We start from the raw sequence: 18,086 nt of genomic DNA, 5'->3' as shown, positions 1-18,086 counted from the left end.
CGTTATCCCCAACGATGTACCGACCGGAGGGAGGCGACGGGCGCCGGGTGCGCACCGGACCGCGGTCAGTTGGGGGAGGAGCCCCGCCGGCGCAGGTACCGCTCGAACTCGCGGGCGATCGAGTCACCGCTGGCGTTGGACAGGTCGACCTCGGTGGCCCGCTCCTCGAGCGAGCGCACGTACTCCACGACCTCGGCGTCCTCGTTGGCCATCTCGTCGACGGTCTTCACCCAGTCGTCGGCCTGCTGCGGCAGCGCCCCCAGGGGCACGGCCAGCTCCAGGACCTCCTCGACGCGCTGCAGCAGGGCGACGGTGGCCCGCGGCGAGGGGGGCTGGGAGACGTAGTGCGGGACGGCGGCCCAGAAGCTCACCGCCGGCAGCCCGGCCTGCACGCAGGCGTCCTGGAAGACGCCGAGGATGCCGGTGGGCCCCTCGTAGCGGGAGGTCTCCAGCCCCCAGCGCTCGGCGGACTCGGCGTCGTAGGCCGAGCCGCTCACCGGGGTGGGGCGGGTGTGCGGCGTGTCGGCCAGCAGCGCACCGAGGCCGATCACGGTGCGGACGTCGAGCTCCCGGCACAGCTCGATGAGCTCCTGGCAGAAGCCGCGCCAGCGCATGTTCGGCTCGATGCCCCGGATGAGCACCACGTCGCGGTCGGCGTCCGGCGGCCGGGCCACGGAGACCCGCGTGGTCGGCCACTCCACGCGCCGGCTCACCCCGTCGACGAGGGAGACGGTGGGCCGGTTGACCTGGAAGTCGTAGTAGTCCTCGGGGTCCAGCGCGGCGAGGGGGGTGGCGTCCCAGATGAGCTCGAGGTGCTCCAGCGCCCCCGTGGCGGCGTCCCCGGCGTCGTTCCAGCCCTCGAAGGCCACGACCACCATGGGGTCGTCGAGGCGGGGCAGGTCCTCAGGGGTGGACTTCGGGTCGGTCACCCCTGCGAGCCTACGTCGGTCCGCTGCCCGCGCCTCCCTACGACGGCCCGGCGGGGGAGTGCGACCGCCCGCCCGCGGGGACGGCGGCGACGACGGCGCGGACCGCCCGGCCCGTCCGTGAGACGATGGGCGCCGGTCGGGCGCCCACCGTCGGGGCCGACCGCCGCCCGCCGGCCACCCGGCCCCGCAGCACCGCCACCCTCGAGGACGCCCGTGCCCCAGCCGCCCGACCTCCGTCCCGACGCCACCGACGAGCTCACCGCGCTGCTGCGCGACCGGATCCTGGTGCTCGACGGCGCGATGGGGACGGCGATCCAGCGCGACCGGCCCGACGAGGCCGGCTACCGCGGGGAGCGGTTCGCCGACTGGCCGGTCGACGTCCAGGGCAACAACGACCTGCTGGTCCTCACCGCACCCGAGCTGGTCGCCGGGATCCACCGGGAGTACCTGGCGGCCGGCGCGGACCTGGTGGAGACCAACACCTTCAACGCCAACGCGGTCTCGCTGGGCGACTACCGCATGGCCGACCTGGCCTACGAGATCAACCTCGCCGCGGCCCGGCTGGCCCGGCGCGAGTGCGACGCGATGACCGCCCGCACCCCGGGCCGGCCGCGCTTCGTCGTCGGGGCGCTGGGCCCCACCACCCGGACGGCGTCCATCTCCCCGGACGTCAACGACCCGGGGGCCCGCAACGTCACCTTCGACGAACTGGTGGCGGCCTACCTCGACCAGGCCCGCGGGCTGGTCGACGGCGGGGCCGACGTCCTGCTGGTCGAGACGGTCTTCGACACCCTCAACGCCAAGGCCGCGATCGCCGCGCTGGAGACGCTGTTCGACGACCGGGGCCGCCGCTGGCCGGTGATGGTCTCGGGCACGATCACCGACGCCTCGGGGCGGACCCTGTCCGGGCAGGTCACCGAGGCGTTCTGGTACTCCGTCCGGCACGTGCGGCCGCTGCTGGTCGGGCTGAACTGCGCGCTGGGCGCCGCGGAGATGCGGCCCTACCTCGCCGAGCTGTCCCGCGTCGCCGACACCTTCGTCTCCTGCTACCCGAACGCCGGGTTGCCCAACGCCTTCGGCGAGTACGACGAGAGCCCCGGGCAGACCGCCGAGGTGCTCGGGGAGTTCGCCGCCAGCGGGTTCGTCAACCTCGTCGGCGGCTGCTGCGGGACCACGCCCGAGCACATCGCGGCGATCGCCGCCGCCGTCGAGGGCCGCGCCCCCCGCACCCCGCCCGAGCTGCCGCCGGCCCTGCGCCTGTCCGGTCTCGAGCCGCTGACCGTCACCGCGGACAGCCTCTTCGTCAACGTCGGCGAGCGGACCAACATCACCGGGTCGGCCCGCTTCCGCAACCTGATCAAGGCCGGTGACTACCCGGCCGCCCTCGCCGTCGCCCGCCAGCAGGTCGAGGCCGGCGCGCAGGTCATCGACGTCAACATGGACGAGGGCATGATCGACGGCGTCGCGGCCATGGACCGGTTCACCCGGCTCATCGCCGGGGAGCCGGACATCTGCCGGGTGCCGGTGATGATCGACTCCTCGAAGTGGGAGGTCATCGAGGCCGGGCTGAAGAACGTCCAGGGCAAGCCGGTCGTCAACTCCATCTCGCTGAAGAACGGCGAGGAGGAGTTCCTCGCGCAGGCGCGGGCCTGCCGCCGCTACGGCGCCGCGGTCGTCGTCATGGCCTTCGACGAGCGGGGCCAGGCCGACTCGCTGGAGCGCCGCCGGGAGATCTGCCGCCGGGCCTACGACCTCCTGACCGGGCGGATCGGCTTCCCGGCCGAGGACGTCATCTTCGACCCGAACGTCTTCGCCGTCGCCACGGGCATCGAGGAGCACGCCCGCTACGGGCTGGACTTCATCGAGGCCACCCGGTGGATCAAGCAGCACCTGCCCGGCGCGCTGGTCTCCGGCGGGATCTCGAACGTCTCGTTCTCCTTCCGCGGCAACAACCCCGTCCGCGAGGCGATCCACGCCGTCTTCCTGTACCACGCCATCGGCGCCGGGCTGGACATGGGCATCGTCAACGCCGGGGCGCTGGAGGTCTACGAGGAGGTCCCCGCCGAGCTGCGGGAGCGGATCGAGGACGTCGTCCTCGACCGCCGGCCCGACAGCACCGAGCGGCTGCTGGAGATCGCCGGCGACTACGCCGGGGACGGCGCCGCGAAGGAGGCCGCGGCCGAGGAGTGGCGGTCCCTGCCGCCGGCCGAGCGCATCACCCACGCCCTGGTCAAGGGGATCGACGAGTTCGTGGAGGCCGACACCGAGGAGCTGCGGTGCGAGATCGCCGCCCGCGGCGGCCGGCCCCTCGAGGTCATCGAGGGCCCGCTCATGGGCGGGATGAACGTCGTCGGGGACCTGTTCGGCGCCGGCAAGATGTTCCTGCCCCAGGTGGTCAAGTCCGCGCGGGTGATGAAGAAGGCCGTCGCCCACCTCGTCCCGTTCATCGAGGCCGAGAAGCAGCACGGGGACGCCGGGAGCGGGGAGGAGCGGCGCAGCAACGGCACCGTCGTCATGGCCACCGTGAAGGGCGACGTCCACGACATCGGCAAGAACATCGTCGGCGTCGTCCTCCAGTGCAACAACTACGACGTCGTCGACCTCGGTGTGATGGTCCCCGCCCAGCGGATCCTGGACGCGGCCAAGGAGGAGGGCGCCGACGTCATCGGCCTGTCCGGGCTGATCACCCCGTCGCTCGACGAGATGGTGAACCTGGCCGCGGAGATGGAGCGGCAGGGCTTCGACATCCCGCTGCTGATCGGTGGCGCCACGACCTCGCGGGCGCACACCGCGGTCAAGGTCGACCGGCGCTACCACGGCCCGGTGATCTGGGTGAAGGACGCCTCCCGGTCGGTGCCGGTCGTGGCGGCGCTGCTCTCCGACGAGCAGCGGCCGCGGCTGCTCGCCGAGACCGAGGCCGACTACGACGCGCTGCGCGAGCGGCACGCCGCCCGCCAGGACACCCGGAGGCTGCTGCCGCTGGCCGCCGCCCGCGCCGCCGCGCCGGAGCTGGACTGGGCCGGGTACACCCCGCCGCGCCCGCACATGCTCCTGCAGCAGGCGCACGACGTCTGCGGGGGGCCGTCCTGCGACCACCGGCACGGCGCGGTCACCCAGTTCGTCAAGACGATCCACGACCAGCCGCTGGAGGAGCTGCGCCGCTACATCGACTGGCAGCCGTTCTTCCTCGCCTGGGAGATGCGCGGCCGGTTCCCCGACCTGCTGCACAACCCGGCCAGCGGCGAGGCCGCGCGGCGCCTCTTCGAGGACGCCCGGCGGATGCTCGACCGGATCGTCGACGAGCGGTGGCTGCGGGCCAGCGGCGTGGTCGGGCTGTTCCCCGCCGACCGCGTCGGGGACGACATCTGCGTCTACACCGACGAGTCGCGCACCGCGGTCCGGGCCACGCTGCACCAGCTGCGCCAGCAGACCGAGGGCCGCGACGGCGCCCCGCGGAAGTCGCTGGCCGACCTCGTCGCCCCGCGGGAGACCGGGCTGGCCGACCACGTCGGCGCCTTCGCCGTCACCGCCGGGCTCGGGGCGGCCGAGCGGGTCGCGGCCTTCAAGGCGGGCCACGACGACTACAGCGCCATCCTGCTCGAGGCGCTGGCCGACCGGCTCGCGGAGGCCTTCGCCGAGCGGCTGCACGAGCGGGTGCGCACCGAGCTGTGGGGCTACGCGCCCGACGAGCGGCTCGACGCCGACGGGCTGATCGCCGAGCGGTACCGCGGCATCCGCCCCGCCCCCGGCTACCCCGCCTGCCCCGAGCACAGCGAGAAGCGGACGCTCTGGGAGCTGCTGGACGTCGAGGCGGCCACCGGCATCCGGCTCACCGAGAGCATGGCCATGTGGCCGGGCGCCTCGGTGAGCGGGCTGTACTTCTCGCACCCGGAGTCGCGCTACTTCAACCTGGGCCGGATCGGCCGCGACCAGGTCGAGGACTACGCCCGGCGCAAGGGCTGGACCCTCGCCGAGGCCGAGCGCTGGCTGGCCCCCAACCTGGCCTACCGCACGGAGGACGAGTGAAGGACCCCGCTGCCCCCCACCGAGAAGGACCCCGTCCTCCCCACCCTTCGCACGCTCGGGGCGGTACCCGGGACGGGGCCGGCGGCGGGGCTCTGCAGCAGGGCTGTCCCGGCGCCGTGCAGGCGGTGCTGTTCGACATGGACGGCACGCTGGTGGAGACCGAGGAGCTCTGGGGCGACGCCCTGGCCGCCCTGGCCCGGCGGCACGGTGGCGAGGTGTCGGCGGGCGCACGCGCGGCGACGGTGGGCACGAGCATGCCGGTGGCGCTGGGCATCCTCTACGCCGACCTCGGACTCGACGCCGACGCCGCGCGGGTGGTGGCCGACACCGTGTGGGTCGAGGACCTGATGGTCGGCCTGCTGGACCGCCCGCTGCGCTGGCGGCCGGGGGCGCGGGACCTGCTCGCCGAGGCCCGCGACGCCGGGCTCCCGACGGCCCTGGTGACGACGACGCCCCGCCGGCTGGCGGCGCCGCTGCTGGCCCGCATGTCCGACGACCTCGGCCCCCGGCTGTTCGGCGTCACCGTCTGCGGCGACGAGGTGCCGGCCACCAAGCCCCACCCCGCGCCCTACCGGCAGGCGATGGCCGCGCTCGGGGTCGCCGCGGCCGGGTGCGTGGTCGTCGAGGACTCGCCCTCCGGCGCGGCCGCGGGGCTGGCGGCGGGTGCCGCGGTGCTCGCCGTCCCGTCGCTGCAGCCGGTGGACATCGCGCCGGGGCTGACGCTGCGCGGCAGCCTGGCCGGCGTGGACCTGGCCGAGCTCGGGACGCTGCTGCCCGGCCGGGAGGCCGCCGGCTGCCCGGCCTGACCGCGCCTGCCCCGCCCGATCGCTCAGCCCCGGAGGACCTCCCGGCCCCGCAGCACGACCAGCCGGGGGCGCTGCAGGCACGCCGGGTCGGTGAGCGGGTCACCGTCGACGGCCAGGAGGTCGGCGTCCCGGCCGGCGCGCAGCCGCCCGGTGCGGGAGCCCAGGCCGACCGCGTCGGCCGCCCGCCCGGTGGCCCCGGCCAGCGCCTCGGCCGCCGGGACGCCGCACGTCGCCACCAGCTCCCCCACGGCCAGGGCGACACCCCCGTGCGGCTTGGTCGGCCCGACGCCGGCGTCGGTGCCCGCGAGGAGCGCGACACCCCCGCGGTGCAGCGCCGCCGCGGTGACCAGGTGGTCCTCGTAGCTGGTGCCCGACGCGGCCATGCGCGCCAGCACGTGCGCCGGCGGCTCGATCCCGGGAAGCCGGCCCAGCGTGGGGCAGACCGCCGTCCCGGCCGCGGCCAGCCGGGCGGGCAGGTCGCCGGGCACCCGGGCGCCGGCGCCGGTCAGGCAGCTGCAGTGCTCGATGCCGTCGGCGCCGGCCGCCAGCGCCGCCTCGACCGCGGGCAGGGCGTGCGCGTGGGCGGTGACCGGCAGGCCGGCCCGGTGCGCCTCGTCCACGACGGCCCGGACCTCCTCGGGGGAGAACTGGCAGGCCGTGACGTCCGTGCCGGGGGTGAGCAGCCCGCCGCTCACCATGACCTTGACGACGTCGGCACCGCGCTCGGCCCGCTCGCGGACCGCCCGGCGCAGCCCCGGCACGCCGCTCACCTCGCCGCCCATCGCCCAGCAGTGGCCGCGCGGTGCGGTCAGCGGCGGGCCGGAGGCGACGACGGTGGGCGCGCCCGCGGCGCGGCGCGGCCGGTCCGCGACCACCCAGTCGCGGTCGCCGAGGTCCCGCACCGTGGTGACGCCGGCCCGCAGCTGCCCGGCCAGCGCGCGGGTGACGATCCCCTCGAGCCGCTCGGCCGCCAGGTCGGGGAGCTGGTCGAGGGCGTGCGGGCCGCCGTCGGCGCACAGGTGGACGTGGGTGTCCACCAGGCCGGGGAGCAGCGTGGCCCCGGGCAGGTCGGTGACGGTGCAGCCCTCGGGCGCCGGGGCGGCGGCCGGCTGCACGCCCCGGATCGTCGCGCCGTCGACGAGCACCAGCGCGCCGCCGGGGAGCGGCCGCTCGCCGTCGAAGGCCCGGTCGGCTCGGTACCCGTGCACGGGCAGCTCCCCGGCGTCGAGGTGGGGTCGGCCCCCGCATCGTCCTCCCGCCCGGGTCCGCGGACCAGCGGGTCGGGCGTGGCCCGCGACCGGGACCTCGCGGCCTCCGCCCGGTCGCGGCACCGGCCGGGGTCAGCCGGCGGCACCCGGGCCGGCGGCGGCCCGCTCGGCGGCGCGCGCCACCTGCCGCAGCAGGCGGCGGGTGACCAGCACGTGCCCGCCGGTCCCGATCACGGCCAGCCGGTAGGCGGCGCTCCGGAGGCCGGGGAAGGCCGCCCGGGTCTCGAGGCCGAGCCGGGACCCGCTCCCGCAGGGCTCGACCCGGGCCACGATGGCGTAGCGCGCGAAGCGGTGCCGGCCGGCCAGCACCAGCAACCGGGGCGGCCGGGCGGCCACCACCCGGAAGCCCGGCACGGTGGAGCCCACGCCCGCCCGGCCCCACGCCGTCGTGGCCGACGGCTCGCAGCCCAGCAGCCGGGCCAGGGCCGGCGAGGTGCCGGTGCCGAACGCGCTCCCCAGCACCTCCAGGACGCCGGTCCACACGGCGGGCGGCGGCGCGCCGACGACGAGGGAGTGCTCGTCGACGGGGGGCAGTTCCTCCAGCGGCATGCCGGGCGACGGGGCCGGGGTGCGCGCGGGCGGCTCGTTCAGTCCCGCTCGACGACCGGCAGCGACGCCCAGCCGGCCGCGGCGGCGGCCTCCGCGGGGAACGGCGGCGGGGTGCCCCCGAACGACGGGCACAGGGCCTGGTGGTCGCACCAGGAGCACAGCCGGGTGCGGTTGGGCCGGAAGTCGCCGGTGGCCACCGCGCGCTCGATCGCGGCCCAGATGGCGGCCAGCGTCCGCTCGAAGCGCACCAGCTCGCCCTCCTCCGGTGCGTAGGTGAGCGTGTCGCCGTCCCCGAGGTAGATCAGCTTCAGCTGGCTGGCCACCACGCCCCGGGTGCGCCAGAGCACCAGCGCGTAGAACTTCATCTGGAACAGCGCCTTGGCCTCGAAGGCCTCGCGCGGCACGGACCCGGTCTTGTAGTCGACCACCCGCAGCGCCCCGTTGGGGGCGACGTCCAGCCGGTCGACGTACCCGCGCAGCAGCAGCCCGTCGGGCAGGGTGACCTCGACCAGCTCCTCGCGGCCGTGCGGCTCGATGCGGGACGGGTCCTCCAGGGTGAAGTAGGTCTCCACCAGCCGCCCGGCCGAGGCCAGCCAGCTCTCCAGCGGCTCGCCGGCACCCTCGGCGCCCTCGGCGGTGACGAGGGCCGCGACCTCCGGGTCGGCGGCCAGCTCCTCCCAGGCCGGGGCCACCAGTGCCCGGGCGGCCTCCGGGGTGCGCTGCGCGGCGGGCAGGTCGTAGAGCCGCTCCAGCACCGCGTGCACCAGCGTGCCCCGCACGGCCGCGGCGCTGCGGCGCTCCGGCAGCCGGTCGATGGCGCGGAAGCGGTACAGCAGCGGGCAGGTCTTGAAGTCGGCCGCCCGGCTGGGGGAGAGGGCCGGCCGGCGCGGCGCCGCGGGCCCCGTCGCGCCGGCGGGCACGTCCGGGGAAGGGGCAGCCGCGGGGGCCGGCCGCCCGGGAACCGCGCTGCCGTGCGCCGAGCCCTGCGCCGAGCCCTGCGCTGTCGCCGTCGTCATGCCCGCGAGGCTAGGCGGGTCCGCCGACAGTTCCGAGCGCGCACGCCGGGCGCCCCGGTGCCCTCGTAGGCTGGCCGCCCGTGGACGTCGAGCAGCAGAGCGCCGAGCAGCGGACCCCGGGACACCCCGACGCGCCGGCGGCGCCCGGAGGTGCGGACCCGCGGGACCCGGTGCCGGGTGCGTTCGTCGCCGGCGACCGGGTCCAGCTCACCGACCCGAAGGGCCGGCTGCACACCGTCGTCCTCGAGCCCGGGAAGCTGTTCCACACCCACCGCGGCGCCATCGCCCACGACGACCTCATCGGCGCGCCGGAGGGCTCCGTCGTCCACTCGACGGCCAACACCGGCTACCTGGCGTTCCGGCCGCTGCTGGCCGACTTCGTGCTGTCCATGCCGCGCGGGGCCCAGGTCGTCTACCCCAAGGACGCCGCCCAGATCGTCGCCTTCGGCGACATCGGGCCCGGCATGCGCGTGCTGGAGGCCGGCGCCGGCTCGGGGGCGCTCACCTGCTCGCTGCTGCGCGCGGTGGGGGAGCGCGGCGGGGTGACCAGCTACGAGCGCCGGGAGGACTTCGCCGACGTCGCCCGCGCCAACGTCGGCGCGTTCTTCGGCGACGTGCCGGGCAACTGGGCGCTGCGGCTGGGTGACCTCGCCGACCACCCGGCCGGGGAGGTCGTGGACCGGGTCGTCCTGGACATGCTCGAGCCGTGGGCGGTGCTGCCCGCGGTGGCCGCCGCGCTGCGCCCCGGCGGCGTCCTCGTCGGGTACGTGGCCACCGCCACGCAGCTGTCGACCTACGTCGAGGCGCTGCGCGCCCAGGGCGTGTGGACCGAGCCGCACGCCTGGGAGACCCTGCTGCGGCCCTGGCACGCCGTGGGGCTGGCGGTGCGCCCGGAGCACCGGATGGTCGCCCACACGGCCTTCCTGGTGACCGCCCGCCGGCTGGCCGAGGGGGTCACCGCCCCGACCCGGCAGCGCCGCGCCCAGCGGCACTGAGGCGGGTTCCCCGAGGCCCCGACGCGGACGGACCCGGGCCGTTTCCCGGCGCCCGCGAGCCCCCGGCACACCGTCAGCGGCCGTGTATAGATTTGCCTCCTGGCTCCCCCGATGTGCGGAGGTGCGCGATGGGCCTGGGTCCCGACGAGTTCCGAGCGCGACGTGAGCGCGACGTGTCCGCGCTGCTCAGCCAGATCTCCTACCTCGAGGAGGAGATCGGCCTGCTGCGTCGCAAGGTCGCCGACAGCCCCCGCCAGGTGCGCGCGCTCGAGGAGCGGCTCGCCGAGGCGGAGGGGCGCGCGGCGTTCCTCTCGGAACGCAACGACAAGCTGGCCGGCACGCTGCGCGAGGCGCGCGAGCAGCTGGTGGCGCTCAAGGAGGAGATCGACCGGCTCGGGCAGCCGCCGTCGGGGTACGGCGTGTACCTGACCCGGTACGAGGACGGCACGGTCGACGTCTTCACCGGCGGCCGCAAGCTGCGGGTGTCGGTCTCCCCGGCGGTCGAGCCCGACGAGCTGCGGCACGGCCAGGAGGTGATGCTCAACGAGGCGATGAACGTCGTCGAGGCCTGCGGCTTCGAGCGCTCCGGTGACGTCGTGATGCTCAAGGAGCTGCTCGAGCCCGTGGCCGGGGAGGCCCCCCGCGCCCTGGTGATCGGGCACACCGACGAGGAGCGGGTGGTGCACCTCGCCGACTCGCTGGCCGACCAGCCGCTGCGCAGCGGTGACTCGCTGCTGCTGGAGACCCGCTCGGGCTACGTCTACGAGCGGATCCCCAAGAGCGAGGTCGAGGAGCTCGTGCTCGAGGAGGTCCCCGACATCGACTACTCCGACATCGGCGGCCTGGCGCGGCAGATCGAGCAGATCCGGGACGCCGTCGAGCTGCCGTTCCTGCACGCCGACCTGTTCCGCGAGTTCGAGCTGCGCCCGCCCAAGGGCATCCTGCTCTACGGCCCGCCCGGCTGCGGCAAGACGCTGATCGCCAAGGCCGTGGCCAACTCGCTGGCCAAGAAGGTCGCCGCGGTGAAGGGGGAGGGGCAGGCCCGGTCCTACTTCCTCAACATCAAGGGCCCGGAGCTGCTCAACAAGTACGTGGGCGAGACCGAGCGGCACATCCGGCTGGTGTTCCAGCGGGCGCGGGAGAAGGCCGGCGAGGGGACGCCGGTGATCGTGTTCTTCGACGAGATGGACTCGATCTTCCGCACCCGCGGGTCGGGCGTGTCCTCCGACGTGGAGTCGACCATCGTGCCGCAGCTGCTCAGCGAGATCGACGGGGTCGAGGGCCTGGAGAACGTCATCGTCATCGGCGCCTCCAACCGCGAGGACATGATCGACCCGGCGATCCTGCGGCCCGGCCGGCTCGACGTGAAGATCAAGATCGAGCGGCCGGACGCCGAGGCGGCCCGGGACATCTTCAGCAAGTACCTGACGACGACGCTGCCGCTGCACACCGACGACCTGGCCGAGCACGGCGGCAGCCGCGAGGCGACGATCGCCGGGATGATCCAGCGCACCGTCGAGCGGATGTACACCGAGAGCGAGGAGAACCGCTTCCTCGAGGTGACCTACGCCAACGGGGACAAGGAGGTCCTGTACTTCAAGGACTTCAACTCCGGCGCGATGCTGCAGAACATCGTCGACCGCGCCAAGAAGATGGCCATCAAGGAGCGGCTGGACACCGGCGCCGGCGGGCTGCGGGTCGGCCACCTCATGCAGGCGTGCCTGGACGAGTTCAAGGAGAACGAGGACCTGCCCAACACCACCAACCCCGACGACTGGGCGCGGATCTCGGGCAAGAAGGGCGAGCGGATCGTCTACATCCGCACGCTCATCAGCGGCAAGGGCAGCGAGTCCGGCCGCGCGATCGACACCGCGACCAACACCGGCCAGTACCTGTAGCCGGTTCCCGCAGCCGCCCGGCCCTCGGCCCGGTCCGCGCCCCCGGGGCGCCGGCCGGGCCGTCGGGGTGCGCCGAGCGGGAGGGGCCGGGTGCGCTCGGTGACCGCGCCCGCCGGTGCCGGGCACGGGCCGCCTAGGGTTGGGCCATGAGCGTGCGGCGGGTCATGGGCACCGAGGTCGAGTACGGCGTCTCGGTGCCCGGGCAGCCCTCGGCGAACCCGACCACCCTGTCCAGCCAGGTGGTCAACGCCTGGGCGGTGGCCGAGGCGCCGACGCCGCGGCGGCCGCGGTGGGACTTCGAGGAGGAGTCGCCGCTGCGCGACGCGCGCGGCTTCGACCTGTCCCCGGCGCAGGCCCTCGACCACGCCGACCTCGACGAGGACGCCGGCATGGCCAACGTCATCCTCACCAACGGGGCGCGGCTCTACGTCGACCACGCCCACCCGGAGTACTCGACGCCGGAGGTCACCAACCCGCGCGACGTCGTCCTGTGGGACAAGGCGGGGGAGTACGTGATGGCCGAGGCGGCCCGGCGGGCCGCGCGCATCCCGGGCACGCACCCGATCCAGCTGTACAAGAACAACACCGACGGCAAGGGCGCCTCGTACGGGGCGCACGAGAACTACCTGATGGACCGGCGCACGCCGTTCCTCGACATCATCCGCGGGCTGATCCCGTTCTTCGTCACCCGCCAGGTCGTCGCCGGCTCCGGGCGGGTGGGCATCGGCACCGAGAGCCGCACGCACGGGTTCCAGATCTCCCAGCGGGCGGACTTCTTCGAGGTCGAGGTGGGGCTGGAGACCACCCTCAAGCGGCCGATCATCAACACCCGCGACGAGCCGCACGCCGACGCCGACAAGTACCGCCGGCTGCACGTGATCATCGGCGACGCGAACCTGGCGGAGCTGTCCACCTACCTCAAGGTCGGGACGACGTCGCTGGTGCTGGCCCTGATCGAGGCCCGCGCCCTCACCCAGGACCTCACCATCGAGGAGCCGGTGGAGGCGCTGCAGGCCATCAGCCACGACCCGTCGCTGACCCACCGGGTGCGCCTCCGGGACGGGCGGCGGATGACCGCCCTGGAGGTCCAGGAGGCCTACCTGGAGATGGCCCAGGCGCACGTGGACCGCACCGGGACCTCCGACGAGCAGACCGCCGACGTGCTGCGCCGGTGGGCCGAGGTGCTGGTCGACCTGCGCGCGGACCCGATGCGCCTGGCCGACCGGCTGGACTGGCCGGCCAAGCTGCGCCTGCTGGAGGGCTACCGCTCCCGCGACGGGCTGGCCTGGGGCGACTCGCGGTTGCAGCTGGTCGACCTGCAGTACTCGGACGTGCGCCCGGACAAGGGCCTCTACCACCGGCTGGTGGCGCGCCGGTCGATGACCCGGATGCTCACCGACGAGGAGGTCGCGCGGGCCGTCGCCCGGCCGCCGACCGACACCCGCGCGTTCTTCCGCGGCGAGTGCCTGCGCCGCTACCCCGCCCAGGTGGCCGCGGCCTCCTGGGACTCGGTGGTCTTCGACCTGGGGCGGGAGAACCTGGTGCGGATCCCGACCATGGAGCCGCTGCGGGGCACCCGCGACCACGTGGGGGCGCTGTTCGAGTCGACCTCGTCCGCGCAGGAGCTGGTCGACACGATCACCGGCGGCTGACCCCGCCCTCCGCGGCGCCGACGCCCGTTCGTCACCCCGCGCGGGTAGCTTGCACCACAGGCAGCGGTCACCCCGGACGCAGCCAGCCACGACACGGAGGCACCCATGGCCACGAGGGACACCGGCGGTCAGCAGCGCGCGACCCGTTCGCGGGAGGAGACCGAGGAGGTCGAGGCCTCGGTCGACACCGAGGTCGCCGAGCGGCACAAGGAGATGTCCGAGGACATCGACTCCATCCTCGACGAGATCGACGAGGTCCTCGAGGAGAACAGCGAGGAGTTCGTCCGGTCGTACGTTCAGAAGGGCGGAGAGTGATCGCGTAGTCACCTAGCGTGACTAGCAAGCGATGCCCATCGTGCGGCGAGGAGAAACCGACCGGTACCTTCGGTCGTAACCGTTCGCTCAAGGACGGTCTTTCCTTCTACTGTCTGGACTGCAATCGGCAGCGAAACAGCCGGTGGTACCGCCAGAGCCGTCAGAAGCAGGGCAAGCAGGTCCGCGACCACTCGTGGGTGCCGGCCGGGCACCGGTGGTGTCCGACCTGCAAGCAGGCAGTGCCGCACGCCGACTACCTCCGCAACCGGAGGACCGCCTCTGGATTCGGGAGCCGGTGCAAGGCGTGCCACAACGCGGCAGGCAGCGCTGCATACCTGCTGCGCGTCCACGGGCTCACGCGAGCCGAGCTCGACGAGCTCCGCGCTGCCCAGGGTGACCGGTGCGGCATCTGCGGGGAGCCGGGGCCGGAGCACCTCGACCACGACCACGCGACCGGCAGGACGCGCCGGTTGCTCTGCCAGCGGTGCAACCAGGGGCTCGGCCTGTTCCGCGACGACCCGGCGCTGCTGCACACCGCCGCGCTGTACGTCCAGGGGCACCGGGAGCTGCACGCGTCCGAGCGGCTCGCCCTCGCGGAGGCGCCCGGCCCGGCTGACGGGCCGCCGGTAGGGTCGCACCGACGTCAGGCGAGGTCCCGGGCAACGGGGCGCACGAGCGGGTTCCGCCGGCAGCGGCCGGCGAGAGAGGCGGATGGGTGACCGAGTCGTCAGCTGGCCGGGGCGGGTTCTCACCCGCCTACCTGGACCGGGTGGGGTCCTCGTTCACCGACTTCCTCGCGGCGACCACGCCCGAGTTGCTGCCCGGCCGGCGCCCCGTCCCGCAGCTGCCCGTCGGTGACCTCACCCCGCACGGCACGACGATCGCCGCGGTGACCTACGACGGCGGCGTCCTCATGGGCGGCGACCGCCGGGCCACCATGGGCAACCTCATCTCCAGCCGGGACATCGAGAAGGTCTACCCGGCCGACGCCTGGTCGGTGATCGGCATCGCCGGCGCCGCAGGCATCGCGATCGAGATGGTGAAGCTCTACCAGGTCGAGCTCGAGCACTACGAGAAGATCGAGGGCCTCACGCTGTCCCTCGACGGCAAGGCCAACCGGCTGGCGCAGATGATCCGCGGCAACCTCGGCGCGGCGCTGCAGGGCCTGGCCGTCGTCCCGCTGTTCGCCGGCTACGACCTCGACGCCGCGCCCGGCACCTCCCCGGGCCGGATCTTCAGCTACGACGTCACCGGCGGGAACTACGAGGAGCGCGGCTACGCGACCGTCGGCTCCGGGTCGCTGTTCGCCCGCAACTCGCTGAAGAAGACCTGGCGGGCGGGCCTGGGCCGGGACGCCGCGACCCGCGGCCTCGTCGAGGCCCTCTACGACGCCGCCGACGACGACTCGGCCACCGGCGGGCCGGACCCGGTCCGGCGGCTGTACCCGATCGTCTACCGGGTGGACGCCGAGGGCGCCGTCCGGCTCCCCGACGACGAGGTCGCCGCCGTCGCCGCCACCATCGTCGACGAGCGGGCCGCCGCCGAGGGGCAGGGCTGATCGCTGTGACCATGCCGTACTACGCCTCGCCCGAGCAGGTCATGCGGGACCGCTCGGAGTACGCCCGCAAGGGCATCTCCCGCGGCCGCAGCGTCGCCGTGCTCACCTACGCCGACGGCGTGCTGTTCATCGCCGAGAACCCCAGCTCCACGCTGCACAAGGTCGGCGAGCTCTACGACCGCATCGGCTTCGCCGCCGTCGGCCGCTACAGCGAGTTCGAGAGCCTCCGGGTCGCCGGGGTCCGGCTGGCCGACGTCCGCGGCTACTCCTACAACCGGCGCGACGTCACCGGCCGGGTCATCGCCAACGCCTACGCGCAGACCCTCGGCGAGGTGTTCACCCAGCACATGAAGCCCTTCGAGGTGGAGCTGTGCGTCGCCGAGGTCGGCGACACCCCCGAGGCCGACCAGCTGTTCCGGCTCACCTTCGACGGCTCGGTCGTCGACGAGCCGGACTTCGTCGTCATGGGCGGCCAGGCCGAGGCGGTCAGCGCCGACCTGCGCGAGCACTTCCTGCCGGGCATGGGCCTGGCCGACGCGCTGCGGGTGGGGGTGTCGGCGCTGTCCACGGTCAGCCCGGCCACCACCGGCGGCAACGGCGCGCCGACCCAGCTGACCGCGGAGCAGCTCGAGGTGGCCGTGCTCGACCGGCGGCGGCCGCAGCGGGCCTTCCGGCGGGTCGTCGGCGCCGCGCTGCGCTCGCTGCTCGACGGCGGGGAGGCCGTGGCCGAGCCGGCGCCCGAGCCGCACACCGCCGCGCACGCGCCCAGCCACCCGGCGCCGGGCACCCCCGCCGGCCTCGGCGACCCGGCGGCTCCCGACACCGGCGGGACGGCCGGCAGCGAGGGTGACGAGGACCCGCCGCGCGGCTGACCAGGGGTGCCGCGCGGCCGGCGACGGGGTAGCCCGAGGACATGCCCACCTACCGCGTCAACGACGAAGCCGTCGCCCGCGCCCGGGAGCTGATCGACTCCGGTCGGGTCGACGTCGACACGCCGTGGTCGGACGCCGCGCCCTCCACCGAGCAGGCGAACGAGGAGATCGCGCGGCACGGCTGGGACGGCTTCGGGTCCTGGCACCTCGCCGTGGACCCCGACGCCTCCGAGGACACCAAGAAGCGCTACTCCTTCCCGTACGGCGACTTCTCCCGCGTCAACCGCGCGGCGCTGGTCCACGGCAAGCAGCGGGCCGCGCAGAACGACCACGACGAGGTCGTCCGCGCCGTGGACGAGCTGCTGCAGCGGCTGGACGAACGGCGCGGCTGAGGGACCACCGGGCGTCGCCGGCCACCGGCCGCCCACCGGGCGCGCCGCAGCGCGACAGGGGGCCACCGTCGGCATCGGCGCCTACGCTCGGTCCGTGGAACGACGGATCTTCGGGATCGAGACCGAGTACGGCGTCACGTGCACCTTCCGCGGCCAGCGCCGGCTCTCGCCGGACGAGGTGGCCCGCTACCTGTTCCGCCGCGTGGTGTCGTGGGGGCGCAGCTCCAACGTCTTCCTGCGCAACGGCTCCCGGCTCTACCTCGACGTCGGCAGCCACCCCGAGTACGCCACCGCCGAGTGCGACGACCTCACCGAACTCGTCGTCCACGACAAGGCCGGGGAGCGCATCCTCGAGGGCCTGCTCGTCGACGCCGAGCAGCGGCTGGCCGAGGAGGGCGTCACCGGCGACATCTACCTGTTCAAGAACAACACCGACTCGGCCGGCAACAGCTACGGCTGCCACGAGAACTACCTGGTCGGCCGGCACGGGGAGTTCAGCCGGCTGGCCGAGGTGCTGATCCCGTTCCTCGTCAGCCGGCAGATCGTCGTCGGCGCCGGCAAGGTGCTGCAGACCCCGCGGGGGGCGATCTACTGCGTCAGCCAGCGCGCCGAGCACATCTGGGAGGGCGTCTCCTCGGCCACCACCCGCTCCCGGCCGATCATCAACACCCGCGACGAGCCGCACGCCGACGCCGAGCGCTACCGCCGGCTGCACGTCATCGTCGGCGACTCGAACATGAACGAGACGACGACCCTGCTCAAGGTCGCGATCACCGACCTGGTGCTGCGGATGATCGAGGCCGGGGTGCCGGTCAAGGACATGACGCTGGAGAACCCGATCCGCGCCATCCGCGAGATCAGCCACGACATGACCGGCCGCCGCAAGGTCCGGCTGGCCAGCGGGCGGGAGATGTCGGCGCTGGAGATCCAGGCCGAGTACCACTCCCGGGCCGCGGAGTTCGTCGACCGGGAGGGCTTCGGCCCGGTGCACCGGCAGATGCTGGAGCTGTGGGGGCGGGTGCTCAAGGCCGTCGACACCGGCGACCTGTCGCTCATCGACCGGGAGGTCGACTGGGCCACCAAGTACCAGCTCATCGAGCGCTACCGGGCCAAGCGGGACCTCCCGCTCTCCCACCCTCGCATCGCCCAGATGGACCTCGCGTACCACGACATCAGCCGCACCCGCGGGCTGTACTACCTGCTCGAGCGCAACCACCAGGTCGACCGGGTGGCGCACGAGCCCCGGGTGTTCGAGGCCAAGAACGTGCCGCCGCAGACCACCCGCGCCCGGCTGCGCGGGGAGTTCATCCGCCGGGCGCAGGAGAAGCGCCGCGACTTCACCGTCGACTGGGTGCACCTCAAGCTCAACGACCAGGCCCAGCGCACGGTGCTGTGCAAGGACCCGTTCAAGGCCGTCGACGAGCGCGTCGACAAGCTCATCGCCAGCATGTGAGCCGTCGGCCCGACGAGTGGGGCCGGAGGTCTCCGCGAGGAGGGCCGGGGTGAGTGGCTCGGCGCGGCCGGGGGACGGCACCTGGCCGCGGTGGTCGGTGCGACGAGTGGGGCCGGAGGTCTCCGCGAGGAGGGCCGGGGTGAGTGGCTCGGCGCGGCCGGGGGACGGCACCTGGCCGCGGTGGTCGGTGCGACGAGTGGGGCCGGAGGTCTCCGCGAGGAGGGCCGGGGTGAGTGGCTCGGCGCGGCCGGGGGACGGCACCTGGCCGCGGTGGTCGGTGCGACGAGTGGGGCCGGAGGTCTCCGCGAGGAGGGCCGGGGTGAGTGGCTCGGCGCGGCCGGGGGACGGCACCTGGCC

15 protein-coding genes are annotated in these 18,086 nt (G+C 74.5%); 11 read left to right on the top strand and 4 right to left on the bottom strand.

From position 1 onward, the window contains the following. Positions 1-65: 65 nt before the first annotated feature. On the bottom strand, positions 66-929 hold the full coding sequence (locus D0Z06_RS14700) for a PAC2 family protein (RefSeq protein ID WP_117378175.1): 864 nt from the start codon (positions 927-929) through the stop codon (positions 66-68). A gap of 213 nt (positions 930-1,142) precedes the next feature. Between D0Z06_RS14700 and metH the strand changes: the two genes are divergently transcribed. Continuing rightward, a complete protein-coding gene (gene metH, locus D0Z06_RS14690) occupies positions 1,143-4,955 on the top strand; it encodes a methionine synthase (RefSeq protein ID WP_117378174.1) in 3,813 nt (1,270 codons plus the stop codon). Between the two features lie 116 nt (positions 4,956-5,071). Further along, positions 5,072-5,761, top strand: coding sequence for an HAD family hydrolase (locus D0Z06_RS14685; RefSeq protein ID WP_233517689.1), 690 nt, complete (start codon positions 5,072-5,074; stop codon positions 5,759-5,761). Positions 5,762-5,784: 23 nt separating this feature from the next. Here the strand turns inward: D0Z06_RS14685 and D0Z06_RS14680 are convergent, their stop codons facing one another. From D0Z06_RS14680 to D0Z06_RS14670, 3 genes are all read right to left on the bottom strand, one after another. Beyond that, on the bottom strand, positions 5,785-6,969 hold the full coding sequence (locus tag D0Z06_RS14680; RefSeq protein ID WP_117378173.1) for an amidohydrolase family protein: 1,185 nt from the start codon (positions 6,967-6,969) through the stop codon (positions 5,785-5,787). 132 nt (positions 6,970-7,101) lie between these two features. Further along, positions 7,102-7,578 carry a hypothetical protein gene (locus D0Z06_RS14675; RefSeq protein ID WP_117378172.1) on the bottom strand — a complete coding sequence of 159 codons (477 nt, stop codon included), beginning with the start codon at positions 7,576-7,578 and terminating at the stop codon, positions 7,102-7,104. Positions 7,579-7,616: 38 nt separating this feature from the next. Then, positions 7,617-8,594: a RecB family exonuclease gene (locus D0Z06_RS14670; protein ID WP_117378171.1), complete on the bottom strand. Its 978-nt coding sequence runs from the start codon at positions 8,592-8,594 to the stop codon at positions 7,617-7,619. 80 nt (positions 8,595-8,674) lie between these two features. Between D0Z06_RS14670 and D0Z06_RS14665 the strand changes: the two genes are divergently transcribed. The 9 genes from D0Z06_RS14665 (at position 8,675) to pafA (ending at position 17,729) form a co-directional block, all read left to right on the top strand. Then, positions 8,675-9,589, top strand: a complete 915-nt coding sequence (locus D0Z06_RS14665; protein WP_304999759.1) for a tRNA (adenine-N1)-methyltransferase — start codon at positions 8,675-8,677, stop codon at positions 9,587-9,589. Between the two features lie 128 nt (positions 9,590-9,717). Next, positions 9,718-11,487: a proteasome ATPase gene (arc, locus tag D0Z06_RS14660; RefSeq protein ID WP_117378170.1), complete on the top strand. Its 1,770-nt coding sequence runs from the start codon at positions 9,718-9,720 to the stop codon at positions 11,485-11,487. A gap of 146 nt (positions 11,488-11,633) precedes the next feature. After that, positions 11,634-13,139 (top strand): depupylase/deamidase Dop, encoded by a 1,506-nt coding sequence (gene dop, locus D0Z06_RS14655; protein ID WP_117378169.1) that lies wholly within the window; start codon positions 11,634-11,636, stop codon positions 13,137-13,139. Positions 13,140-13,244: 105 nt separating this feature from the next. Next, positions 13,245-13,454 carry a ubiquitin-like protein Pup gene (locus D0Z06_RS14650; protein ID WP_117378168.1) on the top strand — a complete coding sequence of 70 codons (210 nt, stop codon included), beginning with the start codon at positions 13,245-13,247 and terminating at the stop codon, positions 13,452-13,454. Between the two features lie 17 nt (positions 13,455-13,471). Next, positions 13,472-14,173, top strand: coding sequence for an endonuclease domain-containing protein (locus tag D0Z06_RS27150; protein WP_117378167.1), 702 nt, complete (start codon positions 13,472-13,474; stop codon positions 14,171-14,173). Next, a complete protein-coding gene (gene prcB / locus D0Z06_RS14640; protein ID WP_117378166.1) occupies positions 14,170-15,012 on the top strand; it encodes a proteasome subunit beta in 843 nt (280 codons plus the stop codon). Before D0Z06_RS27150 ends, prcB begins: the two co-directional genes overlap by 4 nt. Positions 15,013-15,023: 11 nt before the next feature. Further along, entirely contained in the window at positions 15,024-15,884 is an 861-nt protein-coding gene (prcA, locus tag D0Z06_RS14635) for a proteasome subunit alpha (RefSeq protein WP_233517694.1), read from the top strand. Positions 15,885-15,925: 41 nt separating this feature from the next. Beyond that, positions 15,926-16,276 carry a hypothetical protein gene (locus D0Z06_RS14630; RefSeq protein WP_117378164.1) on the top strand — a complete coding sequence of 117 codons (351 nt, stop codon included), beginning with the start codon at positions 15,926-15,928 and terminating at the stop codon, positions 16,274-16,276. A gap of 94 nt (positions 16,277-16,370) precedes the next feature. Then, positions 16,371-17,729, top strand: a complete 1,359-nt coding sequence (gene pafA, locus D0Z06_RS14625) for a Pup--protein ligase (protein ID WP_117378163.1) — start codon at positions 16,371-16,373, stop codon at positions 17,727-17,729. The last annotated feature ends 357 nt before the right edge of the window (positions 17,730-18,086 follow it).

This window comes from Geodermatophilus marinus, assembly GCF_003428645.1.
In the GTDB taxonomy this organism is placed as follows: Bacteria; Actinomycetota; Actinomycetes; order Mycobacteriales; family Geodermatophilaceae; genus Geodermatophilus.
The sequence above is the reverse complement of the archived record's forward strand: the minus strand, read 5'-3'. Positions and strand labels throughout refer to the sequence as shown.

What these genes read in the sequence shown, in the direction of transcription:
- D0Z06_RS14670 (WP_117378171.1), bottom strand. Translation starts at nt 8,594, where the DNA reads ATGACGACGGCGACAGCGCAGGGCTCGGCGCAGGGCTCGGCGCACGGC.
- prcA (WP_233517694.1), top strand. Translation starts at nt 15,024, where the DNA reads ATGCCGTACTACGCCTCGCCCGAGCAGGTCATGCGGGACCGCTCGGAG.
- D0Z06_RS14675 (WP_117378172.1), bottom strand. Translation starts at nt 7,578, where the DNA reads ATGCCGCTGGAGGAACTGCCCCCCGTCGACGAGCACTCCCTCGTCGTC.
- D0Z06_RS14630 (WP_117378164.1), top strand. Translation starts at nt 15,926, where the DNA reads ATGCCCACCTACCGCGTCAACGACGAAGCCGTCGCCCGCGCCCGGGAG.
- arc (WP_117378170.1), top strand. Translation starts at nt 9,718, where the DNA reads ATGGGCCTGGGTCCCGACGAGTTCCGAGCGCGACGTGAGCGCGACGTG.
- dop (WP_117378169.1), top strand. Translation starts at nt 11,634, where the DNA reads ATGAGCGTGCGGCGGGTCATGGGCACCGAGGTCGAGTACGGCGTCTCG.
- D0Z06_RS14650 (WP_117378168.1), top strand. Translation starts at nt 13,245, where the DNA reads ATGGCCACGAGGGACACCGGCGGTCAGCAGCGCGCGACCCGTTCGCGG.